This is a genomic window from Duganella aquatilis (genome assembly GCF_009674565.1).
Classification (GTDB): domain Bacteria; phylum Pseudomonadota; class Gammaproteobacteria; order Burkholderiales; family Burkholderiaceae_D; genus Rugamonas; species Rugamonas aquatilis.
The window spans coordinates 26995-43266 of record NZ_WKJL01000002.1; the positions used below are offsets into that span (position 1 = coordinate 26995).

At 66.2% G+C, this 16272-nt stretch carries 17 protein-coding genes; 6 read left to right on the forward strand and 11 right to left on the reverse strand.

Annotated features, from left to right (window positions below; genetic code table 11):
- Nucleotides 1–60: 60 nt before the first annotated feature.
- On the forward strand, nucleotides 61–867 hold the full coding sequence (locus GJ698_RS04495) for a HoxN/HupN/NixA family nickel/cobalt transporter (RefSeq protein WP_154356418.1): 807 nt from the start codon (nucleotides 61–63) through the stop codon (nucleotides 865–867).
- Here the strand turns inward: GJ698_RS04495 and GJ698_RS04500 are convergent.
- From GJ698_RS04500 to GJ698_RS04530, 7 genes are all read right to left on the reverse strand, one after another.
- Nucleotides 815–3793: a sensor histidine kinase gene (locus GJ698_RS04500; RefSeq protein ID WP_154356419.1), complete on the reverse strand. Its 2979-nt coding sequence runs from the start codon at nucleotides 3791–3793 to the stop codon at nucleotides 815–817. The genes GJ698_RS04495 and GJ698_RS04500 overlap by 53 nt on opposite strands.
- Before the next feature lie 117 nt (nucleotides 3794–3910).
- On the reverse strand, nucleotides 3911–4207 hold the full coding sequence (locus GJ698_RS04505; protein ID WP_154356420.1) for a class I SAM-dependent methyltransferase: 297 nt from the start codon (nucleotides 4205–4207) through the stop codon (nucleotides 3911–3913).
- An 11-nt stretch (nucleotides 4208–4218) separates the two neighbouring features.
- Nucleotides 4219–5910 carry a glycoside hydrolase family 9 protein gene (locus GJ698_RS04510; protein ID WP_154356421.1) on the reverse strand — a complete coding sequence of 564 codons (1692 nt, stop codon included), beginning with the start codon at nucleotides 5908–5910 and terminating at the stop codon, nucleotides 4219–4221.
- 133 nt (nucleotides 5911–6043) lie between these two features.
- The gene (locus GJ698_RS04515) at nucleotides 6044–8155 is read right to left on the reverse strand and encodes a TonB-dependent siderophore receptor (protein ID WP_154356422.1); all 2112 of its coding nucleotides are present in this window, start codon (nucleotides 8153–8155) and stop codon (nucleotides 6044–6046) included.
- A 26-nt stretch (nucleotides 8156–8181) separates the two neighbouring features.
- Nucleotides 8182–8886, reverse strand: a complete 705-nt coding sequence (locus GJ698_RS04520; RefSeq protein WP_154356423.1) for a hypothetical protein — start codon at nucleotides 8884–8886, stop codon at nucleotides 8182–8184.
- 207 nt (nucleotides 8887–9093) lie between these two features.
- Nucleotides 9094–9318, reverse strand: coding sequence for a hypothetical protein (locus GJ698_RS04525; RefSeq protein ID WP_154356424.1), 225 nt, complete (start codon nucleotides 9316–9318; stop codon nucleotides 9094–9096).
- 30 nt (nucleotides 9319–9348) lie between these two features.
- Nucleotides 9349–10641 carry a DUF2325 domain-containing protein gene (locus GJ698_RS04530; protein WP_154356425.1) on the reverse strand — a complete coding sequence of 431 codons (1293 nt, stop codon included), beginning with the start codon at nucleotides 10639–10641 and terminating at the stop codon, nucleotides 9349–9351.
- 110 nt (nucleotides 10642–10751) lie between these two features.
- Between GJ698_RS04530 and GJ698_RS04535 the strand changes: the two genes are divergently transcribed.
- From GJ698_RS04535 to GJ698_RS04545, 3 genes are read left to right on the forward strand one after another with little or no spacing between them, the layout of a single operon-like run.
- Nucleotides 10752–11273, forward strand: a complete 522-nt coding sequence (locus GJ698_RS04535) for a molybdopterin-dependent oxidoreductase (protein WP_229259836.1) — start codon at nucleotides 10752–10754, stop codon at nucleotides 11271–11273.
- A 3-nt stretch (nucleotides 11274–11276) separates the two neighbouring features.
- The gene (locus tag GJ698_RS04540) at nucleotides 11277–12053 is read left to right on the forward strand and encodes a glutamine amidotransferase (protein WP_154356426.1); all 777 of its coding nucleotides are present in this window, start codon (nucleotides 11277–11279) and stop codon (nucleotides 12051–12053) included.
- A gap of 35 nt (nucleotides 12054–12088) precedes the next feature.
- Nucleotides 12089–12430, forward strand: coding sequence for a winged helix-turn-helix domain-containing protein (locus GJ698_RS04545; RefSeq protein WP_154356427.1), 342 nt, complete (start codon nucleotides 12089–12091; stop codon nucleotides 12428–12430).
- On the opposite strand, the gene GJ698_RS04550 is transcribed toward GJ698_RS04545, so the two are convergent.
- From GJ698_RS04550 to GJ698_RS04560, 3 genes are all read right to left on the reverse strand, one after another.
- Entirely contained in the window at nucleotides 12420–12827 is a 408-nt protein-coding gene (locus tag GJ698_RS04550) for a BPSL0067 family protein (protein ID WP_154356428.1), read from the reverse strand. The genes GJ698_RS04545 and GJ698_RS04550 overlap by 11 nt on opposite strands.
- Before the next feature lie 12 nt (nucleotides 12828–12839).
- Nucleotides 12840–13172 carry a hypothetical protein gene (locus GJ698_RS04555; protein WP_154356429.1) on the reverse strand — a complete coding sequence of 111 codons (333 nt, stop codon included), beginning with the start codon at nucleotides 13170–13172 and terminating at the stop codon, nucleotides 12840–12842.
- Nucleotides 13173–13267: 95 nt separating this feature from the next.
- Nucleotides 13268–14158 carry a LysR family transcriptional regulator gene (locus GJ698_RS04560; RefSeq protein WP_154356430.1) on the reverse strand — a complete coding sequence of 297 codons (891 nt, stop codon included), beginning with the start codon at nucleotides 14156–14158 and terminating at the stop codon, nucleotides 13268–13270.
- A 98-nt stretch (nucleotides 14159–14256) separates the two neighbouring features.
- Between GJ698_RS04560 and GJ698_RS04565 the strand changes: the two genes are divergently transcribed.
- Nucleotides 14257–15072, forward strand: coding sequence for a pirin family protein (locus GJ698_RS04565; protein ID WP_154356431.1), 816 nt, complete (start codon nucleotides 14257–14259; stop codon nucleotides 15070–15072).
- A 21-nt stretch (nucleotides 15073–15093) separates the two neighbouring features.
- A complete protein-coding gene (locus GJ698_RS04570; protein ID WP_154356432.1) occupies nucleotides 15094–15462 on the forward strand; it encodes a DoxX family protein in 369 nt (122 codons plus the stop codon).
- 11 nt (nucleotides 15463–15473) lie between these two features.
- Here GJ698_RS04570 and GJ698_RS04575 read toward each other — a convergent pair whose 3' ends face one another.
- Nucleotides 15474–16262 carry an isocitrate lyase/PEP mutase family protein gene (locus GJ698_RS04575; protein ID WP_154356433.1) on the reverse strand — a complete coding sequence of 263 codons (789 nt, stop codon included), beginning with the start codon at nucleotides 16260–16262 and terminating at the stop codon, nucleotides 15474–15476.
- Nucleotides 16263–16272: the final 10 nt, after the last annotated feature.

Here is a 16272-nt window from a genome sequence, read left to right on the forward strand (position 1 = left end):
GCGTGCATGACGCTGGTTTATCGCTATAATAACGCAACTTACTTGCATTAAGGATGTTTTATGAGCGAAGCACTTCCGACTCTCGAACTGGCCCTGCTGCTGGGGCTGCGGCATGGGCTGGCGCCCGATCACCTGGCCGCCATCGACGGCCTCACCATGCGCGCGCGGCCGCCGGCGGCGCCGTGGATGGGCGCCCTGTTCGCGCTGGGCCACGGCGTGGTCGTGCTGCTGATGGTGGCGCTGACCAGCATGGCGTCGGCCTGGCTGCAGCCGGCCCCGGCCCTGCTCGGCACACTGGATGCGATGGAATGGCTGCCCGGCATCCTGCTGTTGACGCTGGCGGTGCTGAATGCGCGCAGCCTGATGTGGCCGCAGCAGGGGCGCGGCCGCAGCGCCCTTGCCGCGCGCCTGCTGGCGCCGCTGGCGGCGGTGGGGCCGCTGGTTGCGCTGGGTGTGGGCATGCTGTTCGCGCTGGGCGTGGAAAGCATGTTGCAGGCGTTTGCCTGGGGCTATGCGGCCACCAGCCTGGCCGGCGGCGCCTGGAGCGCCTTGCAGGCGGCCTGCGTGTTCGTGCTGGGCATGGCGCTGACCGACACGCTGGACGGCTATGCCACGGCGCGCATCGCCGCCAGCGCCGGCGCGCAGGCGATCCAGCGCTTCCGCCGCCGCATCGGCTGGCCCATCATCATCCTGTGCGCCGTCAGCGGCGTGCAGCTGCTGACGGCGAAACTGTGCGCCAGCTGCGCACCGGAGGAGGACTGGATGAACCGGCTGGGCCTGGGCATGGCGCTGGCCACGCTGGCGGTGTATGCATTCAGCTGGTGGCGGGGCTGGCGGCCGTCCGGTAGGCCAGCGCGGCCGGAATAGAAAAGCGCACGCTGACGCCGCCCTGCGCGCCGGGGCCGATGTCGATGGCGCCGCCAAGCCGCTGGATGCGTTCGCGCATGCCGATCAGGCCCCAGTGGCGGCCGGCGTGGGCCGGCTCGCCCAGGCCGACGCCGTCGTCGACCACCGAGCCTTCCAATGCCTGATCGCCGAAGCGCAGCGCGACGGCGATGCGGCTGGCCTGCGCATGGCGCGCGCTGTTCCACACCGCTTCGCGCAGCACATAGGCGATTTCGCCGGCGGCGTCATCCTGCAAGGGCCGCGCAGGGCCGGTGGTGTCGAAGGTCAGCGCGGCTTCGGCGCCAGGCGCGGTGGCGGCCAGCGATTCCTTCAGTTCGGCATACAGCTCCTCGCAGGTCGGGCTGCGGCGCAACGCCACCACTTCGTCGCGGGTGCTCTCGACCAGTTGTTCGGCGTAGTCCAGCACCTTGTCCAGCTTGGATTTCAGCTCGGGTTCCTGCGGCATGCGGTTGTGCAGCGTGTGGAAGTGCAGGATCAGCGCCTGCGCCGCCTGCAGCAGATTGTCGTGCAGCGAACGGGCGATGCGGCTGCGCTCCTGCAGCGTGGCCTCGATGCGGGCCGACGTGCGCGCCTCCGCCAGCGTCAGCGCGCGCTGCCGGACGACGGCAATCCGCCATTGGTACAGCAGGGCCGCGACCAGCATCACCAACACCGTGCACAGCAGCTGGAACCAGGCGGTCTCCCAGAACGCCGGCTTGATCTCGAACCGCAGTTCCGCGCCCTGCAGATTCCAGACGCCGTCCTCATTGGCGGCGATGACGTGGAAGCGGTACTGGCCAGGCCGCAGGTTGGTGTAGTGCGCGCTGCGTTCGCGCTTGACCTCCTGCCAGTCGGCGTCGACGCCGTCCAGCCGGTACTTCAGGGTGGCCCGCTCCGGTATGCCCAACGCGGTCGCGGTGAAGGCCAGGTCGATGGCGGTGGTGTGTTCCGGCAGCTGCATGCCGTTCACCGGGCGCACCTCGCCCTGCCCCGCATTCAGGCCCTGGATGATGACATTCGGCGCGCGCGGGTTGCGGCGGATGTTGGCGGGATCGATCCAGCCGGCCTGCGACATGGTGGCGTAATAAACGCGGCCACGGCTGTCGATGCTCAGCGACGGCAAGGGCCGGATCGGGATCGCCGTGCCGCTGACGCCATCCTCGAAGTTGAACAGCTCGGTGACCAGTGGCTGCTCGGGCGCGCGCCAGAATTTTTCCAGCTCCTTCGGCGCCAGCACCAGCAGGCCGGCATTGCTGTGGATCCAAAGCTGGCCGAGATGATCGGCCACCAGGCCGGTGACCTGCTGCACCATGGCGCCGCGCTGGAACTTCATCGCGTGCGCGCGGTCGCCGTCGATCCAGGCCACGCCGAGGTCGCCGCCGATCAGCAGGCGGCCGCCGAGGTCGATCATCGCCAGGATGTTGCCGATCTGTAGCTGGCTGCTGTCCGGCAGCAGCGCCAGCGTCTGCGGCGTCAGCCGGCCGAGGCGGTTGTTGGTCAGGCCCAGCCACAGCTGGCCACGGCTGTCGCGCTGCATGCTGACCGGCGTCGGATCTTTCAGGCCTTGCAGGCGCGGGTCCTGGCGCCAAACACCCTGCTCCAGCGACCACAGGCCGTGGCGCGTGACCGATACCAGCAGCTTGCCGTCGCCATCCAGCGCCAGCGCCTGCACGTCGAACGGTTTGCCGATCTGCGCCGGGAATTCCCAGAAGTGCTCGCCGCCGGCAGCGAATTCCCATACGCCGCCCTGCACGCCAACCCACACGTGGTCCGCCGCCACGCGCAGCAGCGCGGTCGGCCGCTTGATGCCGGTGGGCCGGCTGGCGCCGTCCGGACTGACGCGCTGCATCGGCTCCTTGTAGCCGCCCATCCACATTTCATCGCCCAGGCCGCGTTGCACCAGCCACGAGAAGTCCTGCTTCTTGATCTGGTGGAAGCGGTGCAGGCGGAATTTCTCCACACCTTCCAGCGTGGTGCGCCAGAAATTGCCTTCGCGGTCGCGCAGCAGGCTGATGCCGAGGCCGCCGCCGCCCGAGCCGGCGCTGGAACCGTACACCGGCGGATAGAATTCGGTCTCATACCATGCGCCATTGGCGCGCTGGGCCAGCCGCGCGACGCCTTCGTCGCGCATGGCCGCCATGGTGCCGTTGGGGCCGTTGACGATGGAGCGGTAGGCTTGCGCGTTCTCGATGTTGAGCGGTTCCTGCCTGCCATCGGCCGTCACCCTGGCAAAGCTGCCGTCCGGCAGCTTGACGTGCAGCCAGCGGTTGTAGAAGTTGGCCGTGCCGAGCCCGCCGTATTTCATGACAAAGCTGAAGTCCTGCGCCCCCTTGCGCAGCGCATAAATTTCATCGCCGGTCAGCGCCCACAAGGTGCCCTCGGCGTCGAACCTGATTCGTTCGACCATGCCCGGCAGCACGGTGCGGCCGACCGCGATCCACTTGTCCTGTTGCAGGCGGACGATGCCGGAGGTAGTGCCGGCGTACCAGTTGCCATCGGCATCGGCGGTGATGGCGCGGGTCGAGCCGAGCGGGAAGTCGGTGCCGGCGACATAGTGGCGCGCGCCTGTCGGCGTCATGATGCTGATGCCGCCGAAGCCATAGCCCACCGCCAGGCTGCCGTCCGGCTGGGCGCGCATCGATGCGGTATTGGTCGACAGGATCTTGTTGCCGTAGACCTCGTTCTCCTGCTTGAACTTGACGCCGTCAAAGCTGTACAGGCCGGTCGGCGAGGTGAACCACATCAGGCCGTCGGCGGTCTGCTGGATATCGAAGGCCTGGCCGGGCGCGCCGTCCGCCAGGGTCCAGCGCCGGCGTTCGAAGGACAGGTCATCCGCGGGATCCGCCGCCAACGCGCTCAGGCTGACCAGCCACCATACCAAGGCCAACGCAAACCGGCTGTACCGCATACTTCCCTCATCTGTATTGCACACAAACGGGAAGTATACAGGCTATGGCCAAGCCGCACCGGGGATCAGCGGAAAATCCGGCAGCGGACGCCGCGCCCTCACAGCACCCGCAACGATTCAGCGCGTCGAGCACGACGTTGTAGGTGTCCGGGCGGCCGTCGGTTTCGCCCATCGGCGGTTTTCGGCGGTCGCCCAGCTGTAGATGCCGTGCAAGGTGATGAAGTCGAACTGCGGCAGCGTCACCTGCCCTGGCGCCAGGTCTTCGAAGCTGTTTTCCAGCCGCGTCAGGTTCGGCAGCTGCGCTTCCCTGGCCAGCGCGAGGGCGGGATTGAAGTCAGCCGCATAGAACTGGCCCATGGGATTGGCGCCGGCCAGCAGCTGCGCGGTGAGGCCGCGGCCGAAGTCCAGCGCCACCGGGTAAGCAATTACTGGGCGGCAGCCGGCGTCAGTGCCTCCAGTGCGGCGGAAACGTAGATCAGCGGCGCGTTCCAGTTGATGGCGATCTCGTTGCTGGCGTAGGAACAGACGTTGTCCAAATAAGACGTGGCCGGCAGCGCGGACGGGTATGGCGCCGTGCAGCCCTGCTTGTCCTGCTGCCCCGGCTGTGGGCCGCCGACCAGGAAGCCCGGCACGGGCGCGGCGATGCCGTCGGCTTCCGACGGCCGGTGGTGCGGATGCATGGCCGAGCGGGCGCCGTAGCCGGTAACGAAGGAGATGTCGACGGCATTCCGGCCCAGCACATAGTCGAGGCCCGATTGCGCCGCGTCCAGATAGGCGCGCCGGCCGTTCAGGCGGTAGGCATGCAGCAGCACCATGGCCTGGTTCAGCACCACCGCGTTGCTGCCCCAGACGTAGTCGCGGGTTTGCAGCGTGATGCCGTACGGCGATTGCTTCCATGCGGCGGCCAGGCGCTGCGCCAGCCCGTCCACCCTGGCGGCGATCAGCGACTGGTCGGCCGCCGCGTTCAAGGTTTTGCGATGGCGCGCCAGCGACAACCAGGCCAGCGTGCGCACGTCGCTCCAGGTCGGCACGGTGGCTTGCAGCGATGGCGCGTTCATGGCGCGGTAGTAGGCGGCGTCGCCGGTCGTGATGAACAGCTCGGCGGCGGCCCAGGCGAATTCGTCGCTCACGTCGTTGTCGCCGTAGTCGCCGGTGCTGACATCCTTCGGCTGGCGGTAGTACTCGCGCGGATGGGCCTGGGCCCAGCGCCATGCAGTTTGCGCCGCCGTCAGCATGCGTGCGGCCAGCGCCTTGTCCTGTGGCGCGTAGACGCGGCTGGCGGTCGCCATGACGGCGGCGAAGTCGAGCGCGGCGGCGGTCGACTTCTGCACCACGTAGCGCGGCTGCGTGGCCTGCGCCGGCATCACCATGCCGTCGAAGCTCTTGTTGGTCAGCTTGTGGTAGACGCCGCCGTCGGCCGGGTCCTGCATGGTCAGCATCCAGTCCAGATTCCAGCGGACTTCGTTGAGGATGTCCGGCACGCCGTTGCCGCTTTCCGGGAGGTTCAGGTTCTGCGCGCGGAAGAACGCCGGGAAGTCTTCGTAGGCGGCCAGCAAGGTGTAGGTGGAGATGCCGGAGTTGACGATGTATTTGTTGTAGTCGCCGGCGTCGTACCAGCCTTTGGGGCTGGCGATGACGGCGCCGGCCGGACGCGATGACGAAGCGGCCGATTCATGAATCAGCACCTGCGTGTCGGGATGCCCGGCGGCGCGGGCGTAGACGCCGGCCTGCTTGACGTCGAGGGCGACGCCGGCGCGGTTGAAGTAATATGCCTTGATGGCGGCAGCGTTGACCGCCTGGTAGGCCGCGTCGCCGACCTCGAACGGCAGCGAATCCGGCAGACCGGCCACGCGCAGCTGGTAGCGCCCCGGCGCCGTCAGCGCGGAAAAGTCGGCCAGCCGCACCGTCTCGCCCGAGTCCGGCGCAGCGGCGGCCGCGCCCAGCGTGCCGCTCTGCACCACGGCATCGCTGCCGGCCTTGACCACGGTGAACACGCGCGCGCCGCCATCGGGCACGACGGCCACCTTGGCCGCGCCGGGCAGAAAGCCGAGTTGATTGAGTTTGATATCAGCCGCTGGCGCGGCCGACGCGCTGCCACAGGCGAGCAGCAACGCCATCGTAGAAATTGTCCGCACATTGTCCCCTGTGAATATTTTGAAATCGTTTTCACAATGATGGCGCAGTTTATGCGGAAGAGCAATCGATTCGTTGGTGTGCCCGCGACTGCACAACGCGGGCACACCGGTCAGGTTAAAACTTGAACTTCGCGGTCAGGAGGAAGGTCCGTGGGCTGCCGAAGGTGATCAGGGTCGCCGCCGGTGTCGTGCCCTGGATGTATTCCTTGTCGAACAGGTTCTTGACGCTCAGGTTCACGCTCCAGGCAGCGGCCTCATAGCCGGCATTCGCATCGAACACCGTATGTTCCGCCAGCGCGACATAGTTGACGCCGCGTTGCGCCGTGCGGGCGCTCTGGAAGCGTGCATTCGCGCCCGCGTTCCAGCCCATTTTGTTGGGGCTGAAATAGTAGCGGGTGAACAGTCCCACCGCGCTCTTGGGAACGAGATTGATACGCTTGCCGATATCGGTCGTGGTCAAGCTCTCGGTGGTCTTGGCGAACGGGATGTAGCTATAGGACGCGGACACATTCCATTGCCGTGTCAGCGAGGCCGCGACTTCCGCCTCGAAGCCCTTGGTCTCCTGTTCGCCGGTCTGCACCGAGTAGCCGAGTGTGGCATCGGCTTCCGTCACGTTCTGGCGCACCAGGTCATAGACGGCGACATAGCCCTGCAAGCGCTGGTCATATCCCTGGAACTTCATGCCGGCTTCGGTTTGTTTGCCGGTTTCAGGTTTCAACAAGGTGCCGTTGACGCCCAGGTCGGTTCCCGGCATGAACGACGTCGAATAGCTGGCATAAGGCGCGAACGCGTCGTTGATGCGGTACATCAGCGACGCGCTGCCCGTGAAGGCGGTATTCGAGTTGGTGGTATCGGCGCCGCCCAACAGATGCTGCACCTTCACCCGCGCCCAGTCCTGACGGCCGGACAGGCCGACGATCCAGCGATTATCGATCTTGATCGTATTGCGCAGGTACAGGCCGATATCCTGCGTGTAGGTGACGTCGCGCGATGGCGTTCCCAGCTTGGTCGAGGTGATGCCGTAGACCAGCGTGTCCGCGTTGAGCGCATTCACATTGTCGACGCGCTGGTAGTAATCGCTGCGTTCCCGCATCGTGTCGAGACCGGTGACGATGTCGTATTTGATACGGCCGAAATCGAAGCTGCGCTGGAAGTAGTTGTCCATCGCGACATTCAGATCCTGCTTGTCCTGGTTGTTGATCTGACGCGCAACCAGGGGGAACTTGGCCGCGCCGGCAGCAAACACCGAGTTGGTCCAGCTGCTGCCGCTGGTGACGGTCAGGTTCTGCTTGAAGGTCCAGCCATCGCCGAAATAGTGGGTGTAGTTGCTGCCCAGGCGGTAGACGTCAACCTTGTAAGGGCGGTCCGGCTCGCCGACAAAGATGCTGCGCCCGTATTTCTCCGACCAGTTCAGCGGCACGCCCTGGTTGCGGATGTACTCGCGGTGCTGGTAGCTGGCAATCACCGACAGCTCATTGCGGGCGTTCAGATCGAAGTTGTAGGAGCCTGCCACGTACTGGCTCTTGAAGTACACATGGTCGGTCGGGTCGTCCTGGTCCGACACATGGGCCACAAGGCGAAACGCGCCCTGGCTGCTGCCCTTGGGCGCAACGTTCAGATCGATGGTGGCGTCTTTCTGCGCATAGCTGCCGTAGCTCAGGCCGGCGTTGAAAGAGGTCTCCGCCTGCGGGCGCTTGGTGGTCAGGTTGACCAGGCCGCCAGGCAGCGCCATGCCGAAGCCGACCGAGGTCGGGCCCTTGACGACCTCGATGGAGCTCAGGCCAAAGATGTCCTCGGCGCGCAGGACGTTGGTGGAGTTTTGCGTCCGCAGCCCGTCGACATAGGTCTGGGCCGAGGAAATCTGCCCGCGTATCATGAAGTCATCCCAGCCACGCCGGCCATAGGCGCCGCTGGTGACGCCGGCCACGCCGTCCAGCGCCTCGGCGACCGACTTGGCCTGCCGTTCCTCGATCTGCTGCCCCGTGACCACGGTGACCGACTGCGCGGTCTCGAACAAGGACGCTTCCGAGCGCAGCGCGCTCGGGGCGTTGCGCGCCGTGTAGTTGTGCTCGTTGTCCTGTTGTTTCTCTCCCATCACCTGGATGCGCGGCAGTACCGGCTCCGCCGGATCGCTGGTTTGCGCCCGGGCCGCCATCGGGAATGCGGTCGAAATCAAGGAAATGCCAAGCAGCACTTGCTGCTTGCGTTGGAATAATTTGGTAGTCATTGCGAATTTCATCTGAAGTGGTGGAGTTAGTGCGAGCCCATCGCCCAGTCGACGGCGGCGTCAAACAGCTTGAATCCGGATGGGGAAAGATTGGTAAAGGTTTCGTTATCGAGGAAGAACATGACACGGCGCGCGGGCGCCAGCGACTCGTAGTCCATCGTGGCGCCTTTCTCGTAGCCGAAAATGACGGCCTTGTCTGGCTGGCCATACACCGTGGCGATGGTGGAGGCGCCCAGGCCGGGCTTGCCCCAGTTCATGGCGGCAGGCTTTTCGTAGACGTTCAGCGCGCCGGCCGGCAGCCCGGCAGCCAGCGGATGCGGCGCATTGACCAGCCATACATAGCGTTCTTTTTCCACTTTGCCGAAATCGGTATCGGCACGCTTGGCGGTCATGCCCATGTCGTCGAGCAGGTCGCTCTCCCAGGTGAGCATGGGCGCTGTCACGTTACGGTACGCGCCCAGCAGATCGCGCGATCGCACCGTGGACGAGAGGATGACCAGATCGGTGTCCAGTGCGGCGTCGACCGGGGCGTACTGGCTGTGCAATGTGACAACATAGCCGCGCGCTGCGAGGTGCTGCTGGATCTTCTGATCGATAGGCAGGCTCTTGCCTTCCATGCGCACGACCATCAACACTTTCTTGGGGGCGGCCTGGCTGTCAGCGGCAACCGCATTGGTCAGCAGGAACAGGGGAATGAGCAGCAGAGAGGCGAGGAATTTGAGTGGATTCATGAGAATTAGAATGATTTGCATTAAATGGTTGATGTAATGTCATGTTTGGAATTTGTGCGTTGCTCCCGCGTGCGTCGATAAGTCCTTTGACACATCAGGATTAAAAAGGGGAACCTGCTCGCGGCCTATATTTGTCTGGAACAAGACGAACGCGCGCACGCCGTCAGCCGGCCCATGCGGCCGGGGCGTCAATCGGTGTGTGGATGGTCAGCGGCTGCGCCGTGTGCTGTGGCGCTTGCTGCTCTTGCGGCGCGACGCCGTGCGGTGCGTCGGACGATGGGTGTGTTCAGCCTCGCCGCTCTCGGCGCGCTGCTTGTTGACGATGCGGGCGGCAACTTCTTCTTCCCGGCCCGCATACCGGCCTTCCTGTTTGAATTCGCGTTCGAGCTTCCGGTATTCGCGCTCGCGCTTCGGACTGGCACCGCGTGGCATGATTCCTCCCGGCAGTTGGTGGAAGCCCGATTATGCCGCAGGCTCCCAACGTTGGTCGCCATGCAGACGCCGCATCAGTTCGACGAAGCTGCCGACGCTGGCGGTGCGCAGCGGATGGCACGGAATGCCGGCGCGCTCGGCCAGCTGGCGCGTCACGTGCATGGCGTTGTGGCTGATGCAGTCGACCGGGAACACCACCAGCTGCGCGCGCGGCAGCAGTGCCGACAGCATGCCTTTGCGGTCTTCGATGCCGCCGTCGTGCGACAGCAGCTCGCCGCCGGCGGCCGCCACCAGCTGCGTCAGCGCGGTGGTCGATTGGGGCCGGCCGCCGACATACAGCACGCTGCGGCCGTGCAGTTGCGGCAGCAGCGGCAGCGCCGTCTGCGGCGCCAGCGCCTGTTCCAGGGCCTGTTCCAGCGCCTGCGCTTCGGTGCGGCTGCAATCGGCTTCCGTGCGCAGGTGACTCAGTTCGCGCTCCTGGGCGGCGACGCGTTGCTGGCTGGCTTCCAGCAGCGCTTCGGCTTCGGCGCGGCGGCCGCTTTGCAGCGCCAGCTGGGCGTTGCACGCGTCCAGTTCGGCGCGCAGCAGCGCCAGTTCGGCCACCAGCGACGACGACGCCAGGTCTGCGTGCTGGTCGCGCAGCAGCGCCAGCTGCGTGGCCTGCTGTTCGGCCGCAGCCATGTCCTGATGATGCTGCGCGCCCAGCTGTTGCAGGCGCCCCTGTTGCGCGGCGTTCTGTGCGCGCAGCCGCGCACACTCCTCTTCCAGGCCGGTCAGGCGGCGCAGGTCGGCGCGGTTGGAGGCGCCCACCAGGTGCGACAGCATGTGGACATCGCCAAAGGCCTGGCGCAGCAGATCTTGGCTGCACAGCGGATGGGTCAGCAGCGCCCAGTAGGCGCCGGGAACGTCGCCATGCGCCAGCGCCTCGCGCCACAGGGTTTCCAGCGCGGCCTCGCCGGCGGCCGGCTTGAAGCGCTTGATGGCCAGCGAGTGGCGCGTGTCCAGCGCCTTGTGCAATTCCTTGGCGGCGCCCTCCCCTTGGGTCGACAGTTCCACCGCCGTGTGATGGATTTCCAGGTCGGTGGCCGATTTGCGGTCCAGCTGCGGGGCATAGCGCGGCACCAGCTTGCGCAGTTCGCCGGTGGTCAGGCAGGTGCCGATGATGGAGCAATGCAGGTAGGCGTCCAGGTCGGCCAGCCGCGCGCGGCGCGGCGCCGGGGCCGGCTTGATGGCGGGCGCCGGCGTGCAGCAGCCGTCCGGATGGGCGTTCAGCATGCGGTGCAGGAAGGCCGGCGCGGCAGGTTCGTTGGAAAGATAGGGCATGGCGGGACCGTGGAATTCGCTATATTCCCTGAAATATAGCGCATCAAGGCTGCGCACGCCACAAGCGCAGTATAATTTAGTATATAACGCTCACCTGAATGGAATTCCGCATGATTTCTATGTTGCTGCGCTCTGCGCTGATTGCCACGCTGACCTGGAGCTTGTCCGCCGGAGCGTATGAGACGCCGCCGCCGGCTGCGCAACTGACGGTGAGCGGCGCGGTGCAGCAGCCTGTGTCGTTCAGCGCCGAGGAATTGCGGCGTTTCCCTGCGGAACAGATCGTCACATTGCAATTGCCAGGTCGCGATGCCGGTTCGCCGCCCAGCGTGCTGAAGGGCGTGCGCCTGCGTGCATTGCTGGAACGGGCCCAGATCAAGACGCCCGATCACAACACGGTGAAGAAGCTGGCGGTGATCGCCAGCGCCAGCGACGGCTACAAGGTGGTGTTCTCGTGGAGCGAGCTGTTTAACGCCGAACTGGGCGACTCGGTGCTGGTGCTGTTCGAACGCGACGGCAAGCCGCTGGCGCCGGCCGAGGGTCCGCTGGCGTTGATTTCTGGCAAGGACTTGCGCACCGGGCCACGCCACGTCAAGTGGCTGCAATCGGTCGATGTGCGGCAGATCGTGGACTGAGCGATGAAGCTGGCACTGGTATTGCGCCACCTGGCGTTTGAAGATCTCGGCCTGCTGGGGCCGCTGCTGGAGCAGGCCGGCTATCGCATCCGCTATATCGAGGCGGGGGTCGATGCGCTGGCCGAGCATCCGCCGCTGGAGGCGGATCTGCTGGTGGTGCTGGGCGGGCCGGTGTCGGTGTACGACACGGCCGACTATCCGTGGCTGGCGGAGGAAATCAGCTGGCTGCGGCCGCGCCTGCAGGCGGACCGCCCTACCCTGGGCATCTGCCTCGGCGCGCAGTTGATGGCGGCGGCGCTGAACGCCAAGGTCTATCCGGGCGGCGTCAAGGAAATCGGCTGGGCGCCGCTGGCGCTCGGGCGCGAGGGAGATGATTTTCCGGGCTTGCTGGATTATCTGGCCGAGGCCGGTGCGGTGCTGCACTGGCACGGCGACACCTTCGACCTGCCGTCGGGGGCGCGTCACCTGGCGTCCAGCGCCATGTATCAGAATCAGGCGTTTGCCTGGGGCGCACATTGCCTGGCGTTGCAGTTCCATCCGGAGTTTGAAGCGCAGCGTCTGGAGCAGTGGCTGATCGGCCATTGCCTGGAAATCGCCGCCGCACCGGGCGTGACGCTGGCCGGCTTGCGCGCCGCCACGGCGCTGCATGCGCCACAGGCCCAGGCGGCCGGCGCGCGCTTCTTCGACAGCTGGCTGGCGACGCTGTCGTCATGCCGCTGCAAGCGCAGCAGCGCGCCACCGCCGGCGCGGACCGCGCCGCACTGCCTGCGGCATTTTTAAGGCATACTGCGCCTTTCCGTTGTGCTTCCGACTGCATGGAACTCAATCTCAAACTTCGCCTGTTGCACAATGATGATGTCGCCTTTGGTCCCGGCAAGGCCGATCTGCTGGAGGCGATTGCCGCTGCCGGTTCGATCAGCGCGGCGGCGCGCAACATGGGCATGTCCTACCGGCGCGCGTGGCTGCTGGTCGATGTGATGAACCGCTGTTTCCGCGAACCGCTGGTGCACAGCGCCGCCGGCGGCTCGCACGGCGGCGGCGCCCAGCTGACCGATACCGGCGCCGCGGTGCTGGCGCAGTTCCGCAAGATGGAAGCGGCCGCGTTACAGGCCGCGCGGCCGCACATGGCCGTGTTCACGGCCTTGCTCAACGAATGAGGTAGTAGGCTTCGGCGTTGTCGCAATCGGCCAGCCGCAAGCCTTTCACCTGCTGCGGCGTGTAGCGGCGCACGATGCGCGGCTGGATGCGCTGCTGCGGCGCCTGTTCCAGGATCACGATGTAGCTGGGCCGCCCTTCGGCGTCCGGCGGGCCGGCTGCCAGGAACAGCGCCGCGCACTGCCCTTGCATCGGCGTGTAGCCGGCGGTCGGCGCGGCAAAGGTGGCGATCGCCGTGCCGGGCCAGACGCGCAGCGCATCCAGCACGCGCGGACCGGGCCGCCACACGGCAGTGGCCGGCGCGCCGGCATAGTGGCAGACCAGCGCGACACTGCCGCCATCACCGACCGGAGCAGCATTCTCCAGCGCCGCCAGGCTGCCCTTGTAGCGGTATTCCATCGCTGACGCGCTTCAGAGATAGCGTGCGAAGGCGAATCCGGCGCTGAGCAGCAGGCCGCCAAACGCCGCCATGCGCCAGGTCTGCTGATCGATGGCGTTGGCCAACTCCTCCTTGGTGGCAAAGACTTTGAACAACATTTCCGTGTGGCGCTGGAAAACCTCGTCCATCGCCAGTCTCACGGCCAGCTCGAACTGTGCCGGCATTCCGTCGATGCGCGTTGTCAACGCATCGATCTTGCCGTTCAGCACAGCAATATCTTCCTTCGTCGCGTAGTTGGATTCGATAATCTTCACCGCCAGCGTGAGGTCTTCGAGTGCCGTGTTGTCGCTGTTCGTCGCCATCATGTGATCCTCCGGCTGATCCAATCGGATGTCAAGCAAGCTGGAAGCGTAGCGGCTTGGGTGGCGTGACTGTAGAGCTACATCAAAGGTCGGCAGCGTTAGTCTTGCTTCAGGTGGTTGACGAACCAGCGGCCGGCCGGACCGGGCGGATGGTCTTTCATGTGGATCGCGTGCATCGAGAAGCCGGGGCCGAGGCGCGCATGCAGCTCCACTTCGATGCGCACCAGCTTGCCGCTGCGCAGGTCGTCCTCCACCATGTGCGACGGCATATAGCCCCAGCCCAGGCCGGCCTTGAGGAAGGCGTGCTTGGCGCCGAGGTCGGCCAGGCGCCAGGTCCGCGTCGACATCACGCCGAAGTTGCGGCCGGCCGTCAGCGTCGAACGGTCGCTCAGCACCAGCTGCACGTGCTGGCCCGCCTGCTGGTGCGGAATCGGTCCGGTCAGCACCGCCAGCGGATGGCACGGCGCCACCACGGCCACCGCCGCCACGCTGAGCAGGAATTCCGAGGCGCAGCCGGCCGGGATCTCGGGCAGCGAGCCGATGATGGCGACCCGGCAGTTGCCATCCAACAGCGGCTGCACCACCGCGCCCAGCGCTTCCACGTACAAGCGAAGCGGCGTGGCCGGGAACTGCTGCTGGAACGCCTGCACCGCCGCCGTCAGCTTGGCGATCGGGAACATCACGTCCACCGCCACCGCCAGTTCCGGCTCCAGCCCTTCGGCCAAGGTGCGCGCCTTGGCCTTGAAGGCGTTCATGCCGTCGACAGCGGCGCGCGCCTGTTCCAGCAGCGCGGCGCCGGCCTCGGTCAGGCGCGGGTAGCGGCCGGTGCGCTCGAACAACGCAAAGCCGACCTGCTGCTCCAGATTGGCCAGCGTGGTGCTGACCACCGACTGCGCGCGCCGCAACTTGCGGCCGGCGGCGGAAAAGCTGCCCTCGTCGGCGGCGGCAATAAAGGTGCGCAACTGGTCCAGCGACATGGCGTCCAGCATCCATCTACTCCTTGAATGGTAACCATCCAATTATATAGGCTATTCAGATGGATATCGCCGCACTAAGATTGCTCATCAACGCAATCAAGGAGCAAGCCATGAATCAACGAAAAGTCGCTTTCCGCACCGCCGGCCACACGCGCGGCGCCATCACCCGCCTGGTCAGCCCCGGCGATGCCGGCGAACTGATCAAGCCTTTCGTCTTCCTCGACCGTTTCCACCTGCTGGCCGGTGGCGGCGGCAAGATGGGCATGCACCCGCATTCCGGCATCGCCACCGTGACGGTGCTGCTGGACGGCGCCATCGCCTACAGCGAAACCACCGGCAGCGAAGGCGTGCTGCGCACCGGCGGCGTCGAGTGGATGAGCGCCGGCAACGGCGTCTGGCATGACGGCGGACCGGTCGACGGCGAAAGCGCGCTCGGCTTCCAGCTGTGGCTGGCGCTGCCGCCGGAAGATGAAAACGGTCCGAGCGAAAGCCGCTACCTGTCTTCGGATCAGGTGCCGAATGTCGGCCCAGCACGCATAATCCTTGGCCGCTACGGCGATGTCGCCAGCCCGGTGCAGCCGCGCGCCTCGATCAGCTACCTGCACGTCAAGCTGGCCGATGGCGAACGCTGGACCTACACGCCGCCCGCCGGCCATGACGTGGCCTGGGTTGCGCCGGCCCATGGCGCGCTGCGCAGCGGCCACACCACCATCGGCCGCGAAGTGGCGGTGTTCGAGGAAGGCAACGCGGCGATCGAGTTCGTGGCGGAAGGCGACACCGAGTTCGTGCTCGGCTCGGCCGTCAAGCATCCGCACGCGCTGGTCACCGGCTACTACTCCGTGCACACCAGCGCAGCGGCGCTGACGCAGGGCGAAAACGAAATCCAGCGCATCGGCAAACAGCTGCGCGCTGCAAACTTAATCTAATACTTGACAGGGAAATTCATCATGAACAGCAACCTCATCTCCACCATCGGCCGCGTCCTGATGGCCACCATCTTTGTGTTCAGCGGCATCGGCAAGATCATGGCGCCGGCCGCCACCATCGGCTACATCGCCTCATCCGGCCTGCCGTTGGCGCCGCTTGGCTTTGCCATCGCGCTGGCGGTGGAACTGGGCGGCGGCCTGGCGCTGGTGTTCGGCTTCAAGACCCGCATCGTGGCCGCCGGCCTGGCCGCGTTCTCGATCGTCACCGCGCTGGCCTTTCACACCAACCTGGCCGACCAGAACCAGCTGATCCACCTGCTGAAGAATTTCGCCATGGCCGGCGGCCTGCTGCAACTGGTGGCCTTCAGCAGCGCGAAAGCCAAGGCTTAAACCGCAGCGTCTTACGGGAACAGGGCCTGCAGGTCGCCGTAGGGCATGGCCTTGGCGATCAGCGGGCCGGCGTTGCCGGTGTCGAGGAAGCTCCTGGCCATGCCGGCGGCGACCGACCACAAGGCCTGCGGAATGCCGCTGCCGGCGCTCAGACGCGCCACGCCCAGCTGGTGCAATTCCGCCGCCGACGGCAGGTCCGGCCAGTCCATCACATTCACCGGCAGGCCGGCGCCGGCCACCACCGCCTTGATTTCATCGACCTTGCACAGGCCAGGCACGAACAGGCCGTCGGCGCCGGCCGCCTTGTAAATGGCCGCGCGCTTCAGCACCTCGGCCACGCGCTCGCCTTCCGGCGCCAGGGCCCGCAGGTAGACATCGGTGCGGGTGTTGATGAAGATGTCGCGGCCGGACTGCGCGGCCAGCCGCTTGATGGCGCCGATCTTGGCGGCCAGCAGCGACGGCGCATCGTTGCCGTCTTCCAGGTTGATGCCGGCCACGCCGACCTGGATCAGGCGCAGCACGTTGCGCGCGACCTGTTCCGGATCGGCCGAGTAGCCGTTTTCAAAATCCACCGACAGCGGCACCTTCAGCACGCGGGCGATGTTGGCGGCCACCGCCACCGCGCTGTCGACCGGCAGGTGGTCGTTGTCGGCATAGCCCTGGGCCCAGGCCACGCCGGCGCTGGTGGTGGCGATGGCGGTCGCGCCCAGGCTTTCGAACAGGCGCGCGCTGCCGGCGTCCCAGGCATTGGGCAGGTGCAGCAGCTGGCTGCCATCGTGCAGCTTCTTGAATTCGTGCATAAAGTCTCCG